This is a genomic window from Candidatus Pelagibacter sp., assembly GCF_052049855.1.
Taxonomy (GTDB): Bacteria; Pseudomonadota; Alphaproteobacteria; order Pelagibacterales; family Pelagibacteraceae; genus Pelagibacter.
In genome coordinates this window covers 59,781-81,216 of the sequence record NZ_JBNGZE010000001.1, presented here as the reverse complement: position 1 = coordinate 81,216, position 21,436 = coordinate 59,781, and the positions used below count along the sequence as shown (strand labels likewise).

At 30.8% G+C, this 21,436-nt stretch carries 19 protein-coding genes; 3 read left to right on the top strand and 16 right to left on the bottom strand.

All coding sequences use genetic code 11. The features are described from left to right. Position 1 precedes the first annotated feature (1 nt). Genes ACTT9X_RS00450 through ffh form a run of 12 tightly spaced genes read right to left on the bottom strand, consistent with a single transcriptional unit; the run spans position 2 to position 12,604 of the window. Positions 2 to 997: an aspartate-semialdehyde dehydrogenase gene (locus ACTT9X_RS00450; RefSeq protein ID WP_440933737.1), complete on the bottom strand. Its 996-nt coding sequence runs from the start codon at positions 995 to 997 to the stop codon at positions 2 to 4. A gap of 15 nt (positions 998 to 1,012) precedes the next feature. Beyond that, complete coding sequence (locus ACTT9X_RS00445; protein ID WP_440933736.1) at positions 1,013 to 2,122, bottom strand: dimethylsulfoniopropionate demethylase; 1,110 nt, start codon at positions 2,120 to 2,122, stop codon at positions 1,013 to 1,015. Then, entirely contained in the window at positions 2,122 to 2,895 is a 774-nt protein-coding gene (locus ACTT9X_RS00440) for an alpha/beta fold hydrolase (protein ID WP_440933735.1), read from the bottom strand. Before ACTT9X_RS00440 ends, ACTT9X_RS00445 begins: the two co-directional genes overlap by 1 nt. 7 nt (positions 2,896 to 2,902) lie before the next feature. Next, entirely contained in the window at positions 2,903 to 4,519 is a 1,617-nt protein-coding gene (locus ACTT9X_RS00435; protein WP_440933734.1) for a long-chain-fatty-acid--CoA ligase, read from the bottom strand. Next, complete coding sequence (locus tag ACTT9X_RS00430) at positions 4,519 to 6,282, bottom strand: acyl-CoA dehydrogenase family protein (protein WP_440933733.1); 1,764 nt, start codon at positions 6,280 to 6,282, stop codon at positions 4,519 to 4,521. The genes ACTT9X_RS00435 and ACTT9X_RS00430 overlap by 1 nt, the downstream gene beginning before the upstream one ends. Positions 6,283 to 6,308: 26 nt before the next feature. Continuing rightward, a complete protein-coding gene (leuB, locus tag ACTT9X_RS00425; RefSeq protein ID WP_075484714.1) occupies positions 6,309 to 7,415 on the bottom strand; it encodes a 3-isopropylmalate dehydrogenase in 1,107 nt (368 codons plus the stop codon). Beyond that, complete coding sequence (gene leuD, locus ACTT9X_RS00420) at positions 7,408 to 8,013, bottom strand: 3-isopropylmalate dehydratase small subunit (RefSeq protein WP_023854636.1); 606 nt, start codon at positions 8,011 to 8,013, stop codon at positions 7,408 to 7,410. Before leuD ends, leuB begins: the two co-directional genes overlap by 8 nt. Beyond that, a complete protein-coding gene (leuC, locus tag ACTT9X_RS00415; protein WP_440933732.1) occupies positions 8,014 to 9,417 on the bottom strand; it encodes a 3-isopropylmalate dehydratase large subunit in 1,404 nt (467 codons plus the stop codon). It lies immediately after the preceding gene. A gap of 11 nt (positions 9,418 to 9,428) precedes the next feature. Beyond that, positions 9,429 to 9,989 carry a 50S ribosomal protein L19 gene (gene rplS, locus ACTT9X_RS00410; RefSeq protein ID WP_440933731.1) on the bottom strand — a complete coding sequence of 187 codons (561 nt, stop codon included), beginning with the start codon at positions 9,987 to 9,989 and terminating at the stop codon, positions 9,429 to 9,431. Between the two features lie 16 nt (positions 9,990 to 10,005). Further along, positions 10,006 to 10,692: a tRNA (guanosine(37)-N1)-methyltransferase TrmD gene (gene trmD, locus ACTT9X_RS00405; protein WP_440908441.1), complete on the bottom strand. Its 687-nt coding sequence runs from the start codon at positions 10,690 to 10,692 to the stop codon at positions 10,006 to 10,008. 14 nt (positions 10,693 to 10,706) lie between these two features. Then, the gene (gene rpsP / locus ACTT9X_RS00400) at positions 10,707 to 11,231 is read right to left on the bottom strand and encodes a 30S ribosomal protein S16 (protein WP_440933730.1); all 525 of its coding nucleotides are present in this window, start codon (positions 11,229 to 11,231) and stop codon (positions 10,707 to 10,709) included. 14 nt (positions 11,232 to 11,245) lie between these two features. Further along, positions 11,246 to 12,604, bottom strand: a complete 1,359-nt coding sequence (ffh, locus tag ACTT9X_RS00395; protein WP_440933729.1) for a signal recognition particle protein — start codon at positions 12,602 to 12,604, stop codon at positions 11,246 to 11,248. Between the two features lie 160 nt (positions 12,605 to 12,764). On the opposite strand from ffh, the gene dapF reads away from it, so the two are divergent. Together dapF and ftsY are read left to right on the top strand one after the other, a co-directional pair. Beyond that, positions 12,765 to 13,589, top strand: coding sequence for a diaminopimelate epimerase (gene dapF / locus ACTT9X_RS00390; RefSeq protein WP_440933728.1), 825 nt, complete (start codon positions 12,765 to 12,767; stop codon positions 13,587 to 13,589). Then, entirely contained in the window at positions 13,589 to 14,506 is a 918-nt protein-coding gene (gene ftsY, locus ACTT9X_RS00385) for a signal recognition particle-docking protein FtsY (RefSeq protein WP_440933727.1), read from the top strand. The genes dapF and ftsY overlap by 1 nt, the downstream gene beginning before the upstream one ends. On the opposite strand, the gene ACTT9X_RS00380 is transcribed toward ftsY, so the two are convergent. From ACTT9X_RS00380 to ACTT9X_RS00370, 3 genes are read right to left on the bottom strand one after another with little or no spacing between them, the layout of a single operon-like run. Further along, on the bottom strand, positions 14,499 to 15,062 hold the full coding sequence (locus tag ACTT9X_RS00380; RefSeq protein ID WP_440933726.1) for a hypothetical protein: 564 nt from the start codon (positions 15,060 to 15,062) through the stop codon (positions 14,499 to 14,501). The two genes, ftsY and ACTT9X_RS00380, sit on opposite strands and share 8 nt — an antisense overlap. 48 nt (positions 15,063 to 15,110) lie before the next feature. Continuing rightward, positions 15,111 to 15,926, bottom strand: coding sequence for an alpha/beta hydrolase (locus tag ACTT9X_RS00375; protein WP_440933725.1), 816 nt, complete (start codon positions 15,924 to 15,926; stop codon positions 15,111 to 15,113). After that, the gene (locus ACTT9X_RS00370; RefSeq protein ID WP_440933724.1) at positions 15,919 to 17,130 is read right to left on the bottom strand and encodes an MFS transporter; all 1,212 of its coding nucleotides are present in this window, start codon (positions 17,128 to 17,130) and stop codon (positions 15,919 to 15,921) included. The genes ACTT9X_RS00375 and ACTT9X_RS00370 overlap by 8 nt, the downstream gene beginning before the upstream one ends. Before the next feature lie 29 nt (positions 17,131 to 17,159). Between ACTT9X_RS00370 and ggt the strand changes: the two genes are divergently transcribed. Further along, positions 17,160 to 18,743 carry a gamma-glutamyltransferase gene (ggt, locus tag ACTT9X_RS00365; protein ID WP_440933723.1) on the top strand — a complete coding sequence of 528 codons (1,584 nt, stop codon included), beginning with the start codon at positions 17,160 to 17,162 and terminating at the stop codon, positions 18,741 to 18,743. A 39-nt stretch (positions 18,744 to 18,782) separates the two neighbouring features. On the opposite strand, the gene ACTT9X_RS00360 is transcribed toward ggt, so the two are convergent. Further along, positions 18,783 to 21,434, bottom strand: coding sequence for a TRAP transporter large permease subunit (locus tag ACTT9X_RS00360; RefSeq protein WP_440933722.1), 2,652 nt, complete (start codon positions 21,432 to 21,434; stop codon positions 18,783 to 18,785). Positions 21,435 to 21,436: the final 2 nt, after the last annotated feature.

Below are 21,436 nucleotides of genomic sequence, written 5' to 3'. Positions count from 1 at the left end.
ATTATTTTGATTTAATTATTGTTTCTGCGATTTCAACAGAATTAAGTGCAGCACCTCTTAATAAATTATCTGAAACAATCCATAAATTAAGAGAATTTTTTTTAGTTTTATCCTCTCTAATTCTAGATATGTAAGTCTCATCATTTCCAGCTGCCTCAAAAGGAGTGCTATAACCTCCATTTTCTCTTTTATCAATAACCTGACAGCCTTCTGCATTACTTAAAGATTCTCTAACATCATCTAAATTAAAAGATTTCTCAAACTCTATATTAACAGACTCAGAGTGTGATACTAGCACAGGAATTCGAACACATGTTGCTGTAAGTTCAATTGTTTCATCTAATATTTTTTTTGTTTCATTTGTCATTTTTAATTCTTCTTTTGTATATCCATCATCAGAGAAAACATCGATATGTGGAATAACATTAAAAGCAATTTGTTTGGTAAAGTTTTTGGACTCTATTTTTTTTCCATCTAAATATTTTTTAGTTTGCTCAATTAATTCATCCATTGGACTTTTTCCACCACCTGAAACAGATTGATAAGTTGAAACTACAACTCTTTTAATTTTATATAAATCATGAAGGGGTTTAAGAGCAATGACAAGTTGTGCTGTCGAGCAGTTTGGGTTTGCAATAATATTTTTATTCATTTTTTTTATATCAGAAGAGTTTACTTGTGGAACAATGAGAGGTACATCTGGATCCATCCTAAAAAAACTTGAATTATCAATTACCACTGTGTGTTTGGCTGCATTTTCTGCATATTTTTCTGCAATTTTTCCTCCAGCTGCAAAAAAAGTAATATCAGCTTTAGAAAAATCATAGTTTTCCAAATTCTCAATTTCATATTCTTTATCTCTAAATAAGATTTTTTTTCCTGCACTTTTTTCTGATGCAACTAAATATAAATTATCAAATCTGAAATTCTTTTTTTCAAAAACTTCAAGAGTTTTTCTACCTACATTACCTGTTGCACCTACTATAGCTATGTTCATATTTAGAGTTTTATACTAAATAAAAGGTAAATCGCAAACTTTACCCACACAAATTTCACCATTTATCTTGGCTTTTATATCCTGATCGACGTTCCAGTGTGGTTTTTTCATCATAGCAATACCAATAACTTTTTTAAAATGTGGTGAATAGCAAGCTGATCTCAATTCTCCAATTATATTATTGTTTTGATCACTTAATTCTAATGATCCTGTAATACTTATTTTATCTATATCAAACATTACTCCCATTAATTTTTTTTTAATTCCTTCAGATTTAATTTTTTTTAATTTCTCTTTACCTAAAAAATTAACTTCGCTGTCTATGTTAATATATTTATCAAATCCACATTCATATGGATTATCTCCATTATCGATATCATTTCCATACGATAATAATCCACTTTCAATACGTTCTATTAAATTCGGACAACCTGGTTTGATATTAAATTCTTTTCCAATTTCAAAAAGATGATCATATAATTTTAATCCAGAAACATTATGTTCTACATAAATTTCATAACCACCCTGTTTAGACCAACCAGATCTTGCTATTAAATGTTTATCACCACCAAATTCAAAATAATCAAAACCAAAGAATTTTAAATTAACTATCTTATCTCCAAAAACTTTTTCCATTAATTCAAATGATTTTGGACCTTGTACGGCCATTATATCAACATCAGGTTCAAAAATCTTTACGTCAAATTTATTTCCAATAGCTAATCCTTTTGCAAATAATATTACATCTGAGTCAGCAAGAGATACCCACCATTTATTTTCATTTAATCTAAGTACAACTGGATCATTTATCAGACCTGCGTTATCATCAATTATTGGACAATAATAACATCTTCCATCTTTCGATTTAGATAAATCTCTACAAGTCATCAACTGAACTAATTTTGCTGAGTCTTTACCAGAAATTTCTACCTGTCTTTCTGCAGCTACATCCCAAATTTGAACATACTGTTTTAAGTGATAGTATGAGTCCTCAATTGAACCAAAGGCAGCTGGAAGCAACATATGATTGTATATTGTATAAGCCGTAACCCCTTGTTTTTCTATTCTAGAGGTATAAGGAGTACCTCTCAGCCTTCTTGATTTTGCAATTGAAAAACTTTTCATTATTTTAAAAATTCTAAAACCTTGTCTCTCATTTCGAATGCTTTTTCAATCATAATCATATGACCACAACCCTCAATTATATGTGTTGTTGATTTTTTAATTAAATTAGAAAACTTTTTACCTGACTCTAGATTTACCATTTTGTCTAATGATCCAAATATCAACAAAGAGGGACAGTCTATTAACCTAGCAGCATTAGAGCCGTTGGTATAATTATTACATGCAATTAAATCGACTGCTAATATTTCTCTAATATCTCTTGGTGACTGTATTATTTTTTCCACTGGATTACCTCCTATAAATTTTTTTGAACCTTCATAACCCCACTTCATCATCAATTTAACAGCATCACTATCTCCATTTTTTGCTAAATCGATTAGATCTGGATGAACTGGCATTCTATTTGAACCACCAACGAAAACTATTTTTTTTAATCTATTTTTATATTTAGATGCATATTCGAGTATCTCCAGACATCCTTGAGAGTGCCCAACAATAAATAGTTGTTTTAAATTTAATTTTACAAATACTTGCTCTAACCAATCAGCAATTTTTTCAATACTATCTAAGCAGGGTCCATCTGAATTACCATGCCCAGGTAAATCAATAGATAATACATTAAAATTTTTGTTAGAAAAAAATTGTTCAGTTAATGACCAAACTATATGTGAAAGACCACTTCCATGAAGAAATACAATTGTTTCTTTATTTAAATCTATTCCCTGTCCAGCATCTGATACATTAATATTTTTATTTTCTATTTGAAAAATCAAAAGTTACCTAAACTTGTTTTCTCAGTTCAAATTTTTGTATTTTACCTGTTGAGGTTTTTGGTAACTCACAAAAAACAACCTTTTTTGGAACTTTAAAGCCTGCTAAAGTTTCTTTACAAAAATCAATTAGTTCTTTTTCACTAACTGGTTTGTCTTTAACTGCTTCAATAAATGCACATGGCACTTCACCCCATTTTTCGTCTGGTTTTGCAACAACCGCAGCAATCGAAACGGATGGGTGTTTGGATAAAGTATTTTCAATTTCAATTGAAGAAATATTTTCTCCTCCAGAAATAATTATATCTTTTGATCTATCTTGTATTTTAATATAACCATCAGAATGCATTACAGCTAAATCACCACTGTGAAACCAACCATCTTTCATGGCTTTTTCAGTAGCCTCTTTATCTTTGAAATATCCCTTCATTACGACATTTCCTCTAATCATGATTTCACCGATTGTCTTTCCGTCTCTAGGAACTTCTTTCATTGTCTCAGGGTCTAAAACAACGACACCTTCCGTATTAGGATACTTTACACCTTGTCTTGCTTTAATCTCGTTTTGTTTTTCTTCATCAAAATTATTCCACTCATCATTCCAGGCACACTGAGTTACATGCCCATAAGTTTCTGTTAAACCATATACATGCATTACTTCAAATCCGAGAGCTCTCATTTTTTTAAAAATTATACTTGGTGGAGGAGCACCAGCAGTTAAAACATAAACTTTTTGTTTTAATTTTTTCTTATCACTTTCTGGGGCTCCAGTAATCATATTCAATACTATTGGAGCACCACCAAAATGAGTGATTTCATATTTATCAATAAGTTCAAAGATTTTTTTAATATCTATATTTCTTAAACATATTGTTCTTCCGTTTAGCATCGGCACAGTCCATGGATAACACCAGCCATTGCAATGGAACATTGGAACAACTGTTAAAAAATTTAATCTATTTGGCATATTCCAAGCAACTGAACTTCCTGTAGACATTAAATATGCTCCCCTATGATGATAGACAACACCTTTGGGATTTCCTGTAGTACCTGATGTATAACTTAGTGATATAGCTTGCCACTCATCTTCGGGCATTTGCCATTGGTAATTTTCATCACCTGTATTTAAAAAACTTTCATATTCTAAATCACCAATTTTTTCCAATTTTGATTGGTCAGCATATTTATCATTTATATCAATAATAGTTATTTTTTTATTAAGATTTTTTAATGCTTTTTTTACTTCTCCATGAAGTTGTCTATCCACAACTAAGACTTTTGCTTCGCTATGATCTAAAATATAGGAAATTGTTTTGGCATCTAATCTTATATTTATAGTATTAAGAACTGCACCAGTCATAGGTACTGAGTAGTGTGCTTCAAAAATCTCTGGTGTATTGAAAGCTAAGAATGAAACTGTGTCACCTTTTTTAATGCCTATTTTTGTCAACGCGCTAGCAAATTTTACAACTCTTTTATAAACTTCAGCCCAGGTATAATTTCTTTCTTCATATATTATAGCATCATAATTTGGGTAGATTTCTTTTGCTCTTTTTAAAAAAGTTAAAGGAGTGAGTGGGACGTGATTTGCTTTATTTTTATCTAAATTTATATCGTAATAACTCATTAATTAAATTTAAAATTCATTATATTTGAGCTACCTGAGATTGCTGATTTGTAATGATACTCAGCCCGAGGTAATACCTTATCAAAATAAAATTTAGCTGTATTTATTTTATCACTATAAAATTCTTTGTTCGTATCAAAATCATTAAAACTAACCTCTAATATTTTAATCCAAGCATAAGCAATTGAAACATAACCTAAGCTTTTTAAATAATCATTTGCTGCAGCACTAACATCATCCTTTTCAATTTTATTTTTATCATTTATCCAATCTGTGAATTTGGATAAAATATCTAAATAATGGTTTAATTCTTTAGAAAATGTTTTTACTTTTTCATTTTTGCTCTCACATTCAGATTTAATCATTTCTAAAAACTTATTTATAACATCGCCTTTTTTGTTAGATAATTTTCTAAATACTAAATCTGCAGCCTGTACGGAATTTGTTCCTTCATAAATTGGAGTAATACGATTATCTCGATATAATTGCTCAATACCTTGGTCTTTAGTATATCCGTATCCTCCATGTATCTGCATTGCATCGCTAGTAATTTCCATAGCTAAATCTGTAAAAAGTGATTTAACCACAGGCGTCATTAATGAAACGTAATCTAAAGCAGCTTGTTTAATTTTTTCATCTGGATGATAAAGACTTACTTCTGTTTGTTGAGAAAGCCAAAAACATAATGCTCTTTCACCCTCAATTATTGATTTCATATTAAGTAAAGTTCTTCTAATGTCTGCATGATCAATTATAAAATCTGCACCATTATTAGATTTTGAGTTATTTGTTTTTCCTTGCTTTCTTTCTTTTGCGTAAGAAAGTGAATTTTGATAAGCAATTTCAGATATACCTAAACCTTGAATGCCTACAACTATTCGCTCTAAATTCATCATTGTGAACATTGCACTAAGACCTTTATCTTTGTTACCAATCATGTAACCAGTTGCATCATCAAAATTTAAAACACAAGTTGCTGAACCTTTAATACCCATCTTACTCTCAATCGATCCAGTTGAAATTCCATTTCTTGGACCAATACTACCATCCTGGTTCACAATATATTTTGGAACTAAAAATAAACTAATTCCCTTAGTACCAGATGGAGAGTCTGGTGATCTTGCCAAAACTAAGTGAATAATATTTTCAGTTAAATCATGGTCTCCTGAAGTTATGAATATTTTTTGACCACTGATTTTATAAGTATTATCTGATTGTTTAATTGCTTTAGTTTTTAACAAGCCAAGGTCGGTACCACAGACTGGTTCTGTTAAACACATTGTACCACTCCACTTACCTTCTACAATCTTTGGTAAATATTTATTTTTAATTTCATCAGAAGCATGATGATTGATACAATTATAAGCACCAATACTTAGTTCACTATATAATTTAAATGATAAGCTTGCTGAAGATAGCATTTCATCAAAAAATGCACTTACTGTTTTTGGCATTCCTTGACCTCCATATTTTGGATCACAAGACAATGAAGTCCAACCATCCTCAATATACTTTTGATACGCTTCTTTGTAGCCTGGTGGTGTTCTGACAACACCATTTTCTAAAACTGCTGGATTTTCATCTCCTGATTTTGCAAGAGGTAAAATTAAATTTTGATTTATCTTGGCTGCCTCCTCTAAAATATCTTTCACTAGATCTGAACTAACTTCATTATATTTTTCAAGTTCATTATAATTTTTATTGTCTCTTAATTTTTCAAAGAGAAACATCATGTCTTTTACTGGAGCTGTATAACTTGGCATATTTAAACCTTAAAATAATTCTAGTTTTATTGCAATTTTGAAATTATCGCATCACCCATTGCTGAAGTAGACGTCTCTTTCATGCCTTCTGACATTATGTCTTTTGTTCTTAATCCATCATTTAGAACATCTTGAACTGCCTTTTCTAAAACATCTGCTTCTTTATCAAGATCTAAAGAGTACCTTAAAGCCATTGCAAAACTTAAAATAGAAGCTATTGGATTTGCAATACCTTGTCCAGCTATATCAGGAGCCGATCCATGTATTGGCTCATACATTGCTCTCATCTCACCATCTTTATTTTTTGCACCCAAAGACGCTGAGGGCAAAAGACCTAAAGATCCAGTTAACATCGAAGCTTGATCAGACAGCATATCACCAAATAAATTATCGGTTACAATTACATCAAATTGCTTTGGGTTTCTTAAAAGTTGCATTGCGCAGTTATCTGCTAACATATGGCTTAACTCTACATCTTTGTATTCTTTTTCATGAAGTTCTTTAACTTCTTCTTTCCACAATTGTCCGGCTTCCATTACATTTGACTTTTCACATGATGTAACTTTGTTTGATCTTTTTCTTGCTAAATCAAAAGCAACTCTAGCTACTCTTGTAATTTCACTAGTTGTATATGTATGAGTATTAATTCCTTTTCTTTCACCATTTTCAATTGGCTTTATTCCTCTAGGTTCACCAAAATATATTCCACCTGTTAACTCTCTTACTATCATTATATCTAGTCCTGAAACTACCTCTGGCTTAAGGGTTGAAGCATCGACTAATTGTTTAAAACAAATTGCAGGCCTTAAGTTTGCAAAAAGCTTTAATTCTTTCCTAAGTTTTAATAATGCTCTTTCTGGTTTTTTGGAAAATTCTAGGTTATCCCATGTAGGACCACCAACTGCTCCAAGCATAATTACTTCACTTTCTAGTGCTTTATAAAAAACCTCATCAGTGATTGGGGTACCATGTTTATCATAAGAACAACCACCAACTAGCTCCTGATCAATTTCAAAATCTAAAGATTTTTTATCATTAAACCAGTTAATGATTTTTTTTACCTCAGTTATTACCTCTGGACCAATACCATCACCAGGAAGTAAAAGTATTTTTCTTTTTTTTACTTTAATCATTAAATACCCAAGGCTTTTCGTTTTTTAAATTTGTTTCAAACTTTTCTATTTTTTCTGATTTTTTTAATGATAAAGCGATATCATCAAGCCCTTCTAACAAACATTTTTTCTTAAATGGATCAACTTCAAATTTTAGCTCATTATTTCCATAAACTATTTTTTCCTCTTGCAAATCAATAGAAATTTCTTCTTGTCTATTTGCGTATTCAGATAGCTCTTTTATTTTTTCTTCTTCAAGGATTATAGGCAAAATTCCATTTTTAAAACAATTACTAAAAAAAATATCTGCATAACTTGAACTTATCACACAAGTAATTCCAAAATCTAATAAAGCCCAAGGAGCATGTTCTCTTGATGAACCACATCCAAAGTTTTTTCCAGCAATTAAAATTTTTGATTGATTAAATGGATCTTTGTTTAATACAAAATCATTTATTTCTTTGCCTTGATCATCATATCTCATTTCAAAAAATAAATTTTTTCCTAGACCAGTTCTTTTGATAGTTTTTAAAAACTGCTTTGGAATTATCATATCTGTATCAATATTTACAATTGGTAAATAAGCTGGGATACTTTTTAATTTATTAAATTTTTGCATTTAATTTTGATACTTTCTGACATCATCTAAATTACCTGAAATTGCAGCTGCTGCAGCCATTCCTGGACTAACTAGATGAGTTCTACCACCTCTACCTTGTCTTCCCTCAAAATTTCTATTTGATGTAGAGGCGCATCTTTCCTCTGGTTTTAATTTATCTGCATTCATCGCTAAACACATAGAGCAACCTGGTTCTCTCCATTCAAACCCTGAGCTAACAAAAATTTTATCTAGTCCTTCTTGCTCTGCTTGTTCTTTAACTAAGCCTGAGCCTGGAACTACTATAGCATTAACATGCGATGATACTTTTTTATCTTTTACGATTTTTGCTGCTTCTCTCAAGTCTTCTATTCTGCCATTAGTACAACTACCAATAAATACTTTATCTATTTTTATATCTGTGGCTGCCATGTCAGGTTTTAAGCCCATATACTTTATAGCTCTTTCAATTGAATTTTTTTTATCTTCATCAGTCTCATTATTTGGATTTGGAACTTTTCCATCAATTGTTATTACATCTTGTGGTGACGTACCCCATGTAATCATAGGTAAAATTTCATTTGCATTAAGGCTAGTTTCTTTATCAAAACTAGCATCAGAGTCTGTTTTTAAAGTTTCCCAATAATTCAAAGCTTTATCCCAGTTTTCACTTTTTGGTGACATTGGTTTTCCTTTTAAATATTCAAAAATTTTTTCATCTGGTGCAATTAATCCTGCTCTTGCACCACCTTCAATTGTCATATTGCAAATAGTCATTCTTTGCTCAACACTTAAAGATCTTATTAAATCTCCAGCATATTCCACAACTGATCCTGTTCCACCTGCTGTACCTATTTTTCCAATTATTTGAAGTATTACATCTTTAGAAGTAACTCCTAAAGGAAGTTCACCGTTAACATTAATTCTAAAATTTTTAGCTTTCTTCTGAACTAGTGTTTGGGTTGCTAAAACATGTTCAACTTCTGAAGTTCCTATTCCAAACGCTAAAGCACCAAATGCTCCATGCGTTGCGGTATGACTATCTCCACAAACAATAACTGTACCTGGTTGAGTAAAACCTTGTTCAGGTCCTATAATATGAACGATACCTTGCCTCTTATCATCCATACCAAATAATTGAACACCGAATTCTTTACAATTTGACTCTAAAGTATCTACTTGAATTTTTGATTCTTCATCTGAGATACCTTTTGATCTGTCAGTTGTTGGAACATTATGATCTGCAACTGCTAAAGTTAAATTTGGATGTCTAACTTTTCTGTTAGAATTTCTTAATCCTTCAAAAGCTTGGGGGCTTGTCACCTCATGAATTAAATGTCTATCTACAAAAAGTAAAGATGTGCCATCATCTTGTTGGTCAACTAGATGATCGTTCCAAATTTTATCGTATAATGTTGTAGACATTGAAAAAAAAATTATTTTTTTTCTGTAGAACTTTCTGATTTTTGTTCTTCTTTAGGAGCCTCTGCTGCTGGAGACGCCTCTTCTTTAGGAGCTGCTTCTGCTGTAGGAGCCTCTGCTACTGGTGCCGCTTCTGCTTTAGGAGCTTCTTCTTTAGGAGCTACATTTTCTTCTGTAACTGTCTCTGGTTTTGCCTCAATATCAATACCAATTTTTTTTCTAATTTTTTCTGCAATCCTTGCTGATTTACCAGTTCTGTCTCTTAAATAATAAAGTTTTGCTCTTCTTACTTTACCTGATCTAATAACCTTAATTGAGTCAATTAAAGTTCCAAATAAAGGAAAAGTTCTCTCAACACCCTCTCCAAATGAAATCTTTCTAACCGTAAAAGATGAGTTTAAGTCTCTGCTTTTTTTAGCAATACACACTCCCTCAAAATATTGAATTCTTTCTTTTTTACCCTCGGTAATTCTCACACCAACTTTCACAACGTCTCCAGGATAAAATTCTGGAATTTTTTTCTCTGAAAGAATTTTGTTAACGTTACGCTGGTTTATTTCTTCAATTGTTTTCATGTTAATATTTATCAAGTTAATTCTTCTTATATTTTTCCCATAAATCTGGTCTTCGGTCGCGTGTTATAGCCTCAGATTGAGACAAACGCCAGTGTTTAATTTTATTATGATCACCTGATAATAGCACGTCTGGCACAGCTTTTTCCTCCCAAATTTGAGGTTTTGTATACTGAGGATACTCTAGAAGACCATTTTCAAAGGTTTCATCTAATTTAGAGTTTTCATTTCCTAATACACCTGGCAGCAATCTTAAAATACTATCTATAACTACATATGCAGCTGACTCCCCGCCTGACAAAACATAATCTCCAATACTAATTTCCTCAATATTTCTTGTTGAAAGTATTCTTTCGTCCACACCTTCAAAATGACCACAAATTAAAGACAGAGATTTTTCACTAGCTAGCTCTTTTGCTAAATTTTGATCAAATTTTTTTCCTTTTGGCGATAAGTATAAAATTCTCTCACTCTCATTTTTGTTTTCATCTAAAGACTTTGCAAGAACATCTGCTTTTAACAACATCCCTGAACCACCCCCATAAGGTGTATCATCTACTGTTTTATGTTTGTCATCAGCTGCATCTCTTATATTTACAACTTTAAGTTTCCATAAATTATTTGATAAAGCTTTTCCATAAAGTCCTTTAGATAAAGGACCAGGAAAAACCTCTGGATAAAGTGTAAACACTTGAGCTTGCCACATAAATAATCTTTAAATTATTTTTTTTCCTCTGCTGGAGCTTCTTCCTTAGGAGCTTCTGCTGCTGGAGCTGCTTCTGCTTTTGGAGCTGCTTCCTTAGGAGCTTCTGCTGCTGGAGCTGCTTCTGCTTTTGGAGCTGCTTCCTTAGGAGCTTCTGCTGCTGGAGCTGCTTCTGCTGGAGCTTCTTCCTTAGGAGCTGCGTCTGCTTTAGGAGCTTCTTTATTATCCTCTTCTTTTTTATTTCTCTCTTTTTTTGGTACTGCTTTAATTGGATTATTTCCATTAGCAGGCATAGGCATTAATTCGTTCTCACCTAAAATTCTTGCTACTCTAGTTGTTGGTTTAGCGCCTTGACTAAGCCAATATTTTATTCTCTCAGCTTCTAGGCCCACTCTTTCTTTTTTCTCTTTTGGTAATAAAGGATTAAAGAAACCAACCTTCTCTATAAATCTTCCATCTCTTGCAAAACGACTGTCGGCAACAACAACCTTGTAAACAGGACGTTTTTTTGTTCCACCTCTTGATAATCTTAATTTTAACATTTGTTCTCCTTTTTTTATTTTAATTGGTTAAATAGCTCTGGCGGTATACCTTTATCTGACATACCTTTCAGATTTCCTTTTGACATCTTTTTCATCATTTCAGACATCATTTTAAACTGCTTAAGCAATTTATTGATAGTGGCTGGATCTGTGCCAGAGCCATTAGCAATTCTTTTTTTTCTAGAACCATCTATTATTTTTGGATTCTCTCTTTCTTTTTTTGTCATTGATAGAATAATAGCTTCATTTTTTGATATTATACTTTCATCAATACCTGCAGAGTCCATTTGAGATTTAATTTTAGATACTCCTGGCATAAAAGACATAATTCCCTCAATACCACCCATTTTTTTCATTTGTCTTAATTGAGACAAATAATCTTCCATAGAGAATTGACCTTTTTTTAAATTTTCCTCTGCTTTTTTAATATTCTCTTCACCTAAATCTTGTGCAGCTTTTTCTACAAGAGATACGATATCTCCCATTCCAAGTATTCTGTTTGCAATTCTATCTGGATGGAATACTTCAAGATTATCTATTTTTTCTCCTATACCTAAAAATTTAATTGGAACATTTGAAACATATTTCATACTCACTGCGGCTCCACCTCTTGCATCACCGTCAGCCCTAGTTAAAATAATTCCAGATAAATTAACTGTATTTTTAAATTCTTTTGCCACTGAGGCTGCAACTTGACCTGTTAAAGAGTCTGCAACTAAGAAAGTTTCTGTTGGATTAATTACAGCTTCAATTTGCTTAATCTCACTCATCATTTGTAAATCGATTTGAGTTCTACCAGCAGTATCAAATAAAATTATTTCAGCTCCATTTAAATTAGCAGCACTTATTGCTCTTCTACAAATATCAGTAGGTTGCTGACCTTCTATAATAGGTAAAGTTAAAATATTATTTTGTTCTCCTAAAGATCTAAGTTGTTCTTGTGCAGCTGGTCTGTAAATATCTAGACTGACCATCATTACTTTTTTCTTTTTATTATTTTCTAAAAATTTTGCTAATTTTGCTGTTGTTGTTGTTTTTCCTGAACCTTGTAACCCAACTAGCATCATTGGCACAGGCGGTACTGCGTTTAAGTTTATCTCATTATTCGTTGCACCTAATAAATCTACAAGCTCATCATAAACAATTTTAACAACCATATCCCCAGGAGAGGTAGACCTTATTATCTCTTGGCCTAATGCTTTTGGCTTAACTTTTTCAATAAAATCTTTTGCAACATACAAAGAGACATCTGCTTCAAGTAAGGCTTGCCTAATACCTCTTAAACCTTCATCCACTTGAGCTTCATCAAGCGAAGGTGCCTTTTTCAGAGAAGAAAAAATTTCTTCAAATTTATTTGTTAAATTTTCAAACATAATTATTACGCATAGCAGTAACGCACTAGTGGGCGAACCCTCGCTGACTAGTGTCGATCTCTTTGTTTCCAAAGACACCGCAAAGTTAATGTTTTTGCGGAAACGGCAACAACCTATAATAGAGGTTCAAAAAGTCAATAAATAAGTTAAATATCTATATATGGATATTAAAGCATTTAAAATGGACGGTTTAGGTAATGATTTTGTCATCATAGATAATAGACAAACAATTACAAATTTGACGAAAGAGCAAATAATAAAGATTTGTGACAGAAAATTTATTGGTTGTGACCAACTAATATTGATTAAAAAAAATGATATTTCAGATGCTTCGCTAGAATTTTATAATTCAGACGGAGGAATGTCTGGTGCGTGTGGAAATGGTACACGATGTATTGCTGATTTATTAGGTAAGGAAAACAACAAAAAAGAAATTGTCCTAACAACTTTATCTGGCAAATTAAAATCTAATATTGTTGGAGAAAAAATAGTTTCTACAGAAATAGGTGTTGCAAAGACAAAATGGGATGAGATTCCGATGTCTAAAGAATTAAATACGAATAATTTAGGAATTAAAATTATTGACAAAAATAATAACGAATTTTCTGGTGGAACTGCTGTAAATGTTGGAAACCCACATGTAGTTTTTTTTGTTGATAATAACGAAAATTTTGAAATTAAAAAAATTGGACCAGAAATTGAAAACCATTCTTTATTCCCAGAAAAATGTAATGTTACTTTAGCAACTATTGTTAACAAAGAATTGATTAAAGTTAGAGTGTGGGAAAGAGGAGCTGGACTTACTAAAGCATGTGGTACAGCAGCTTGTGCAACAGCTTTTGCTGCAAAACAAAATGGACTGGTAAATGATAAAGTGGATATTGAATTTTCTACAGGTAGATTGACAATTTCAATTGATGAAAACAATAGTATTCATATGAAAGGACCAGTTTCAGATATCGAGGAGATAAAATTTAAGATTTAATGGGAATTTTTGAAAAATTTAAATCAGGTTTTAAAAAAAGTGCCTCAGCTTTTACAGCGGGTTTAAGAGATATAGTTGTAAAAAAAGAGATTGATGACAAAACATTAGACAAAATTGAAGATTACTTAATTCAATCCGATGTTGGTATTGTTTCGGCTTCAGAAATAAGAGAAATAATTTCTCAAACAAAAATTGATCCCAATAAAGATTTAACTGACGAAATAAATAATATTTTAAAAAATTATATTATTTCAATTATGAAACCTTTAGAAAATAATGAATTCTTCAAAAAAAAAGAAAAATTAAATGCAACATTAATTTCAGGTGTTAATGGTGTTGGAAAGACAACTACTATTGGAAAAATAAGCAAAATATTAAAGGGTAATGGAAATAAAGTAATGTTAGCTGCATCAGATACTTTTAGAGCAGCAGCTATAGAACAACTAGAAAATTGGGCAAACAAAGTTAATGTTCAAATTACAAAATCATCTCAAGGTTCAGATCCTGCATCAGTTGCTTACAAAGCTATTGATGAAGCATTAAACAATAATTTTGACCAAGTTTTAATTGATACAGCTGGAAGATTACAAAATAAAAAAAATTTGATGGAAGAATATAAAAAAATTGCAAACGTTACTAAAAAAATTGATCCTGATGCTCCACATGATGTTATTTTAGTTTTGGATTCAACTTCGGGACAAAATGTTATTAATCAAGTTGAAGAATTTAATAAAATTATTCCAATAACTGGTCTTATTATGACAAAATTAGATGGCACAGCAAAAGGAGGTATTCTTTTAGCTGTTGCTAAAAAATATAAACTGCCAATTATTGCTCTTGGATTAGGAGAAAAAGAAGATGATTTACAAATTTTTGAAGCTGAAAAATTTGCAGAAGCTTTCACTCAAATTAGTTAATTAATGTACTAGATATTAAAGGTTTATAAAAACTACATTTATAATTTTCTTTAAATTTATAATGTCCACAATTTTTGGCAATTGAAGAAATAATAAAATCAAATTTTCCATTTACAGGATAAAGCTCTAATTTTTTTTCAATAATATCGAATTTGAAATTAGCCTTTAAACTTTTTACAGCACTAATCATTACTAAAGTTTTATTATCTTTCAAAAGATAATACGCAAAGTCATCTGGAAAAACTGGAAAATCATATTCCTGCAAATAATATTTTGCAGTTTTTGGAAACCATTCATAGGAAATTAATGGCAAAGATTCTTTTGTTTTGTAATTGTAAATATAAAGATCCTTTGGAAAATCATTTATATAGTTAGAATTTTCTCCTCGAGCTAAGACAGCTTTTTCACGGGTTTTGAAATATAATGCGAATTTTTCATCGTGTGAATTCATTTGATCAATATGAAAAAGGCTGTCTACAGATGCTAAATTTTCTTTGGCATTTGATAAATTATTTAAAGAAAAAAGAACAATAAAAAATAAGAAAAAATTTTTCATAGATTAACTTAAAAAAAAAATTTGGATTATCTTTGTTTAGATTATGGCTTAATTTAAACTATCAACAAACGATTTTAGGGCTGATACAAGTTTATCATCATATTCCATCATATGATCATCATATTTTGTAAAATATGAATATTTGGGTTCACTTGCTAAATTAAAAATTTTTTTACCCATCCAAAATGGAACTATTTGATCGGCCTCACCATGCATTACTAATACTGGAATATCAATATTTTTAATTTTTTTATTATTTTCATACTTATCTTTTAAAATTAAACCTACTGGAATATATGGATAAAAATTTTTTGCAGCTTCTATCATTGATGTAAAGGGTGTTTCTAAAATTAATCCTGCAAAATTTTTATTCTGAGTAATTTCAGTAGCAATTCCAGTTCCTAATGACTCTCCATAAATAATTATATCTTCTTCTTTCAGACCTTTTTCTTTTAGCCAGTTTATTGCGCTAGTACCATCTATATAAAGACCCTCTTCACTTGGTTTTCCTTTATTTCCACTAAACCCTCTCCATGCAATAATTAAAAAATTAACATCCATGTCTTTAAAATGATTTAATTTATGGACTCTGTTTTCAAGTGTCCCAGCATTTCCGTGAAAATAAACTATTGTTTTATAACTTTTTAAATTTTTATTATGAAACCAGCCTAAAAGATTAATATTATCTGATGTTTGGATACTTACTTTTTCAATTTTAACCTCTAAATTATCTCCAGAATAATTATTCTCATTTGGATGGTACATCAAATTTCTTTGATAAAAAAAAAGAAAAATACAAATCAAAATATAAATTGTAAATATAAAAAAAAATATATTTATTAATGTCATTTTTTTATTAATCATTATTTTTATTTAAATAAATGAAAAAAATATAACTTAATATACAAAGAATTAAAAAAATCGAAAAAGAAATTCTATAACTACTTAAAATATCAAATCCTTTTGAATTAAATAAGTCTATAAATAATCCAATTCCCCATTGCATGAAAAATGTTCCTGAATGAATAAATACATTGTAAGAAGTGAGTGATTTGCCTGCAAGACTTTGTGAAAAATTTAAAGCTATTGCTGGTTGTGTAAGAGAAATCACTATTGAAGTCATAATATATATTGCAAATAATAATGCTCCAGCTTTAGTCCCAAGGAATATTATCAGAAAAAAAACAAAGTAGCTTATGGGCAGTCCAAATTTAATTAATTTGATACTGCTTATGCCGTAATCAGAAAGTTTAGGCAAAATATAGCCCCATAAAAAGTATGATACCAACATGGTTACATTGATCCAAAATAACCCTGTAGCACTTTGAAATGGTGAATATCCAGTTATATTTAACATCCAAGGTCCAGCCCAAAGCGTTTGAATTGCTTGGATACCACCATAATTAATAAATGCTAATGGGACCATACTTATAAAAAACTTATTCTTCCAGATTTCAGCTAGGCCTTTTTTTTCTGCATCAATTGTAGAATTTTCTGTCTGCTCCCAATTAGGTGTAAATAAGAATATTAGAATAATACTTATTAGGATGAGTATAGCTATTAATATAAAAATCCATCTCCAGCCCATGTAAGGTAATAAAATTTGAACAGGTAAAGTCGAAGAGACAAAGCCTATATTTGCTACCATTAACATCCAAGAATTTGCTCTCTGTTGATACTTTTCAGCAAACCAAACTCTGTATCCTGTCAGTGGTCCCATCATACAAGCGCTCACACCAATACCGATAAATATTCTAGAAACAAGTAATCCAGAGAAGCTTTTTGCTAATGCAAACGAAATCGTTCCTACTAATGCTATAATTAAAAAATATCCAACTACTTTTTTTGGACCAAATTTATCCAAGAGTAGTCCTATTGGAACTTGCATTATTGAAAAACCTATAAAATAACCTCCAGCTAATAGCCCTAAATTTCCAGCTGTTAAGTCGAATTCATATGTCAGGACAGGTGTTAATGTTGCTGTGATGGATCTTACTAGATTAGATAATAAAAAACCAAAGGCAAAAATACAGAATATGATAATGCTTTTATTTACTTTAGTAATCATTTATAAATTTTTGAGAATTAATCTGTACTATGAATAATCAGTCAACAAAAGATAAAGATGCACGCTCTTCAAATGCAATGGCTGCAACTTCACATCCTTTAGCTACAGAGGAAGCATTAAAAATACTCAAAATGGGCGGAAATGCTGTGGATGCTTCAATTGCTGCTTCGATTGTTTTATCTGTAGTAGAGCCTAATGCAACGAGTATTGGTGGCGACTGTTTTGCGATAGTAAAGATGGATAACAAGGATGCTGTGTCTTTTAATGGATCAGGTTTAGCACCTGAAAAATTAAATTACAATTTTTTTAATGATAGGAATATTGATAAAATTGGATTAACTAGTCCACATTCAGTCACAATTCCTGGGGCACTTAATGCTTGGGAAAAAATTCATAAGGAATTTGGTAAGCTAGATTTTGAACAATTATTTTTAGGTGCAATTGATATAGCAAAGAATGGCCATAGAGTTACAAAAGTCGTATCAAATGCTTGGAAAAATAGTTTGAATAAAATCAATGGTAATGAAAATTCAAAAAAAATTTTTTTGAAAGATGGTCGTACTTATCAAGAAAATGAATTAATGAAAAATATTGCTTTAGGAGAAACACTTGAAGCAATTAGCAAAAAAGGAAGTAAAGAATTTTATGAAGGAGAAATCGCAAAAGATATAATTGAAACTTTAAATGATTTAGGTGGTGTACATACTTTTGAGGATTTTTCAAAACAGAGTACAATAAGATCAGATACAATCAAATCTAATTATAAGGGTGATTTTATTCATCAATGCCCTCCCAATGGTCCTGGTGTTACAGTATTGATTATGATGAAGTTATTAGAAAAACTAAATATTCAAAATTATAAATTAAATAGTACAGAAAGATTCCATCTTGAAGCAGAAGTTACAAAGCAAGCTTATAAAGTTAAAGAAACTATTTTAGGCGATCCAAATTTTGTTAACTTTAATTTACAAGAAATTTTAAGTGATGAAAATATTGAGGAAATTTTTAATAAAATTAACTTAAATTCATGCAGTGATGTTGGTGACTTAAATATTCCAGCTCATCCAGAAACAATATATTTAACAGTAGTAGATAAGGATTTAAATAGTGTATCAATAATCAATTCTGTTTGTTATGTATTCGGATCAGGTATTACTACAAATAAAAGTGGAATACTTTTACATAATAGGGGTACAAATTTCAGAGTAGAAAATGGGCACCCAAACTGTATAGCAGGCTTAAAAAGACCTTTACATACTATTATTCCTGGTATGCTTATTGATAAAAACAACAAAGCAACTTTAAGTTATGGCGTTATGGGAGGCCAATATCAACCAGTGGGACAAGTTCATGTTTTAAATAATATGATTGATTTTGGAATGGGACCGCAAGAAGCTTTGAGTTTTCCAAGAGCTTTTCATTTTAATAATATTTACAAACTAGAAAAAACTGTTGATAAAGAAATTTTCCATGGACTCAAAGAAATAGGTCATAATGTAGAATATTTTGATGGTACACATGGTGGGGGCCAAGCAATAAAAATAAATAGAAGTGAAGGTGATCTCTTAGGTGGATCAGATCCTAGAAAAGATGGGTATGCAAAAGGATATTAATTCTTATCGAAGAATAATTGAAAAATAAATTCCAAAGAATTAAAAGTTCAAAGATATATCTCGGTGAACTGAGTTACATCTTGCAACAAATTTAGCTTGTTCTTTAGTTAGTCTGTTTTGAAGTCTAAGACCAATATTATGTTTGATAACATCATTATATTTAATTAATTCAGGCATCAAATTCTTATTTGCATCATCTCTCCATGAAACTTCTAAATTGAAAAGATCAAAAGTCTCTGAACTTACTTCAGACAATTTTTGTTCATCTACCTCATCATTATCTATTACAGATATTAGGTCATCTAATTTATTTGCAAATTCTTCGGTTCCAGAAATTTCTCCTAGTTTTTCAAAAAGTTTATCAATTATTGATATTGCGTTTTCGTAATTTCTATTATCAATATTATATTTTAATTCTTTTATTTCTGGTGAAAGTTCTTTTAACTTTTCATTGTCATTTATAAACATCACTATTTGATCCAGAGTTTCATAAGCTTCATCGACATTTTTTCTATATCTTTTAGTTCTTGTGTTTTTTGCTTTGTGCAATATTTCAAACTCTCCATTTTTAGCTTTCCAGCTTTCAGGAACTTTATTTTGAAGTTCTTTAATTTCTAGCTCGTAATTCTCAATTTTTAATTCTAATTTATTTTTAGCTGATAAATTATCTCCGTCTAAGTTTCTAATTTCAGCTTTTAATTTTTTTATTTTTTGGTCAATTTTTCTTACTTTTTTCTGAATTTTTCTTACATTGAAATGAAGATCTTTATAATCTTTTGTAAATAAATCATATTCTTGCTCAGTTTTTTGTAATTTTTTAACTATGGCAAAAGTTCCTAAAGCATTATCAAAATGCTCTTCAAAAATATCTAATTTATCTACAGGAAGATTTGCAGGAGTTAGCTTCTGAATATTCTTAATTGCATTTGTAATTGTTTGTTCTTCATTATTATAAATTGCAAATTTATATTCTTGTAAGCAATATTGAAGTTTTGGATTCATTGGCGGTGGAGCTACATTAGATGTTAAATATGTTCTTGCTGGTAAATAATTTACCAATGAAGGATAGAAACCAACAATTCCAAGACCTATCAATTGTAAAATAATAAACGGAACAACCCCTTTCCAAATATTTAAAGTTGTAACAAGTTTTGATGCTACTCCTTTCAAATAAAATAAAGCAAATCCAAATGGTGGGGTTAAAAATGAAGTTTGCAAATTTACCCCAATCATAACGCCAAGCCAAATTGCACTTACATTTGCACCTGGTTCAGCTAATAAAATAGGAGCAATGATAGGTACAACAACTACAGCTATTTCAATAAAATCAAGAAAGAATCCTAATAAAAAGATAACTATCATTACAACAACGAACTGAGTCCAAAACCCTCCTGGTAAATCTTGAAGAAAGTCTCTTACTAACTCTTCACCTCCAAATGCTCTAAATCCAGAGGTTAACATTGCTGCTCCAAGTAGAATTATAAATACCATTGAGGTAGTTACACAAGTTTCTATAACAACTTCTTTTAAAACATCATCTATTTTAAATGATCTCCAAAAACTCCATATAACACTAATTAAAAATGTAATTGTAAAAAATAATGCAATTAATATTGCGCCTAGATCTCTAGTATCAACAGCTTTAATATTTAAGTTATAATTTTTAGATAAAAAATAAATTGGAATTAAAGATGCGATTGCAATTATAATTGGATAGTAAGCGTTCTTTTTACCTTGATGCAATCGATAGCCTGCCATCATTGTTGCACCAATAGCACCTATTGATCCAGCCTGATTTACTGTAGCAATACCCATGAGTATAGATCCTAGAACTGCAAAGATTAGAGCAAGTGGTGGAATAATTACTAATATAACTTTGATCCAAAATTTAGAATCGAAATTTCCTTTAAATGGAACAGGAGGAGCTGCTTTTGGATTTAATCTTGCATACACAAATATGTAAAGCATATACAAACCAACCAAAACTAATCCTGGTAATAATGCTCCTAAAAACATATCTCCAGCTGAAGTAGACCCTACTCTAAATTCTCCAGGCATATTAAATTCGCCAGTTAGAATTTTATAATCAGTCTGACGCATAGTATTTGCAACGTCAGCGGCACTTGCCAATTGATCAGCAATGATAATTAAGACAATTGATGGGGGTATAATTTGACCAAGTGTTCCAGAGGAACAAACAATTCCACTTGCTAATCTTTTGTCATATTTATTATTTAGCATTGTGGGTAAGGAAATTAGTCCCATTGCTATTACTGTTGCTCCAACTATTCCTGTTGTTGCTGCAAGTAATGCACCAACAAAAATAACAGAAATACCAAGCCCTCCTGGAATTGGCCCAAATAGTTGTCCCATGGTAACTAAAAGGTCTTCTGCAATTTTTGATTTTTGCAACATTATCCCCATAAAGATAAATAATGGAATCGCAATTAAAGTGTCAGTTTCTACATCCCAATAATTACTCCTAAAATTAGTAATACCAGCGGTTAACCATTCTTTAGGCCCATCAACAGCAAAATAAGCACTGGAGTCTCCAGCAAATAAATAACCGAAAAAAGCAGCTAGTCCTATTGAAATTATTGCTGATCCAGGTAGTGCAAAAGCTACTGGAAAACCAGATGCCAAAGCTCCAATCATTATAATTACCAGTAAAGCTAAAAATAAATGTTCCATTA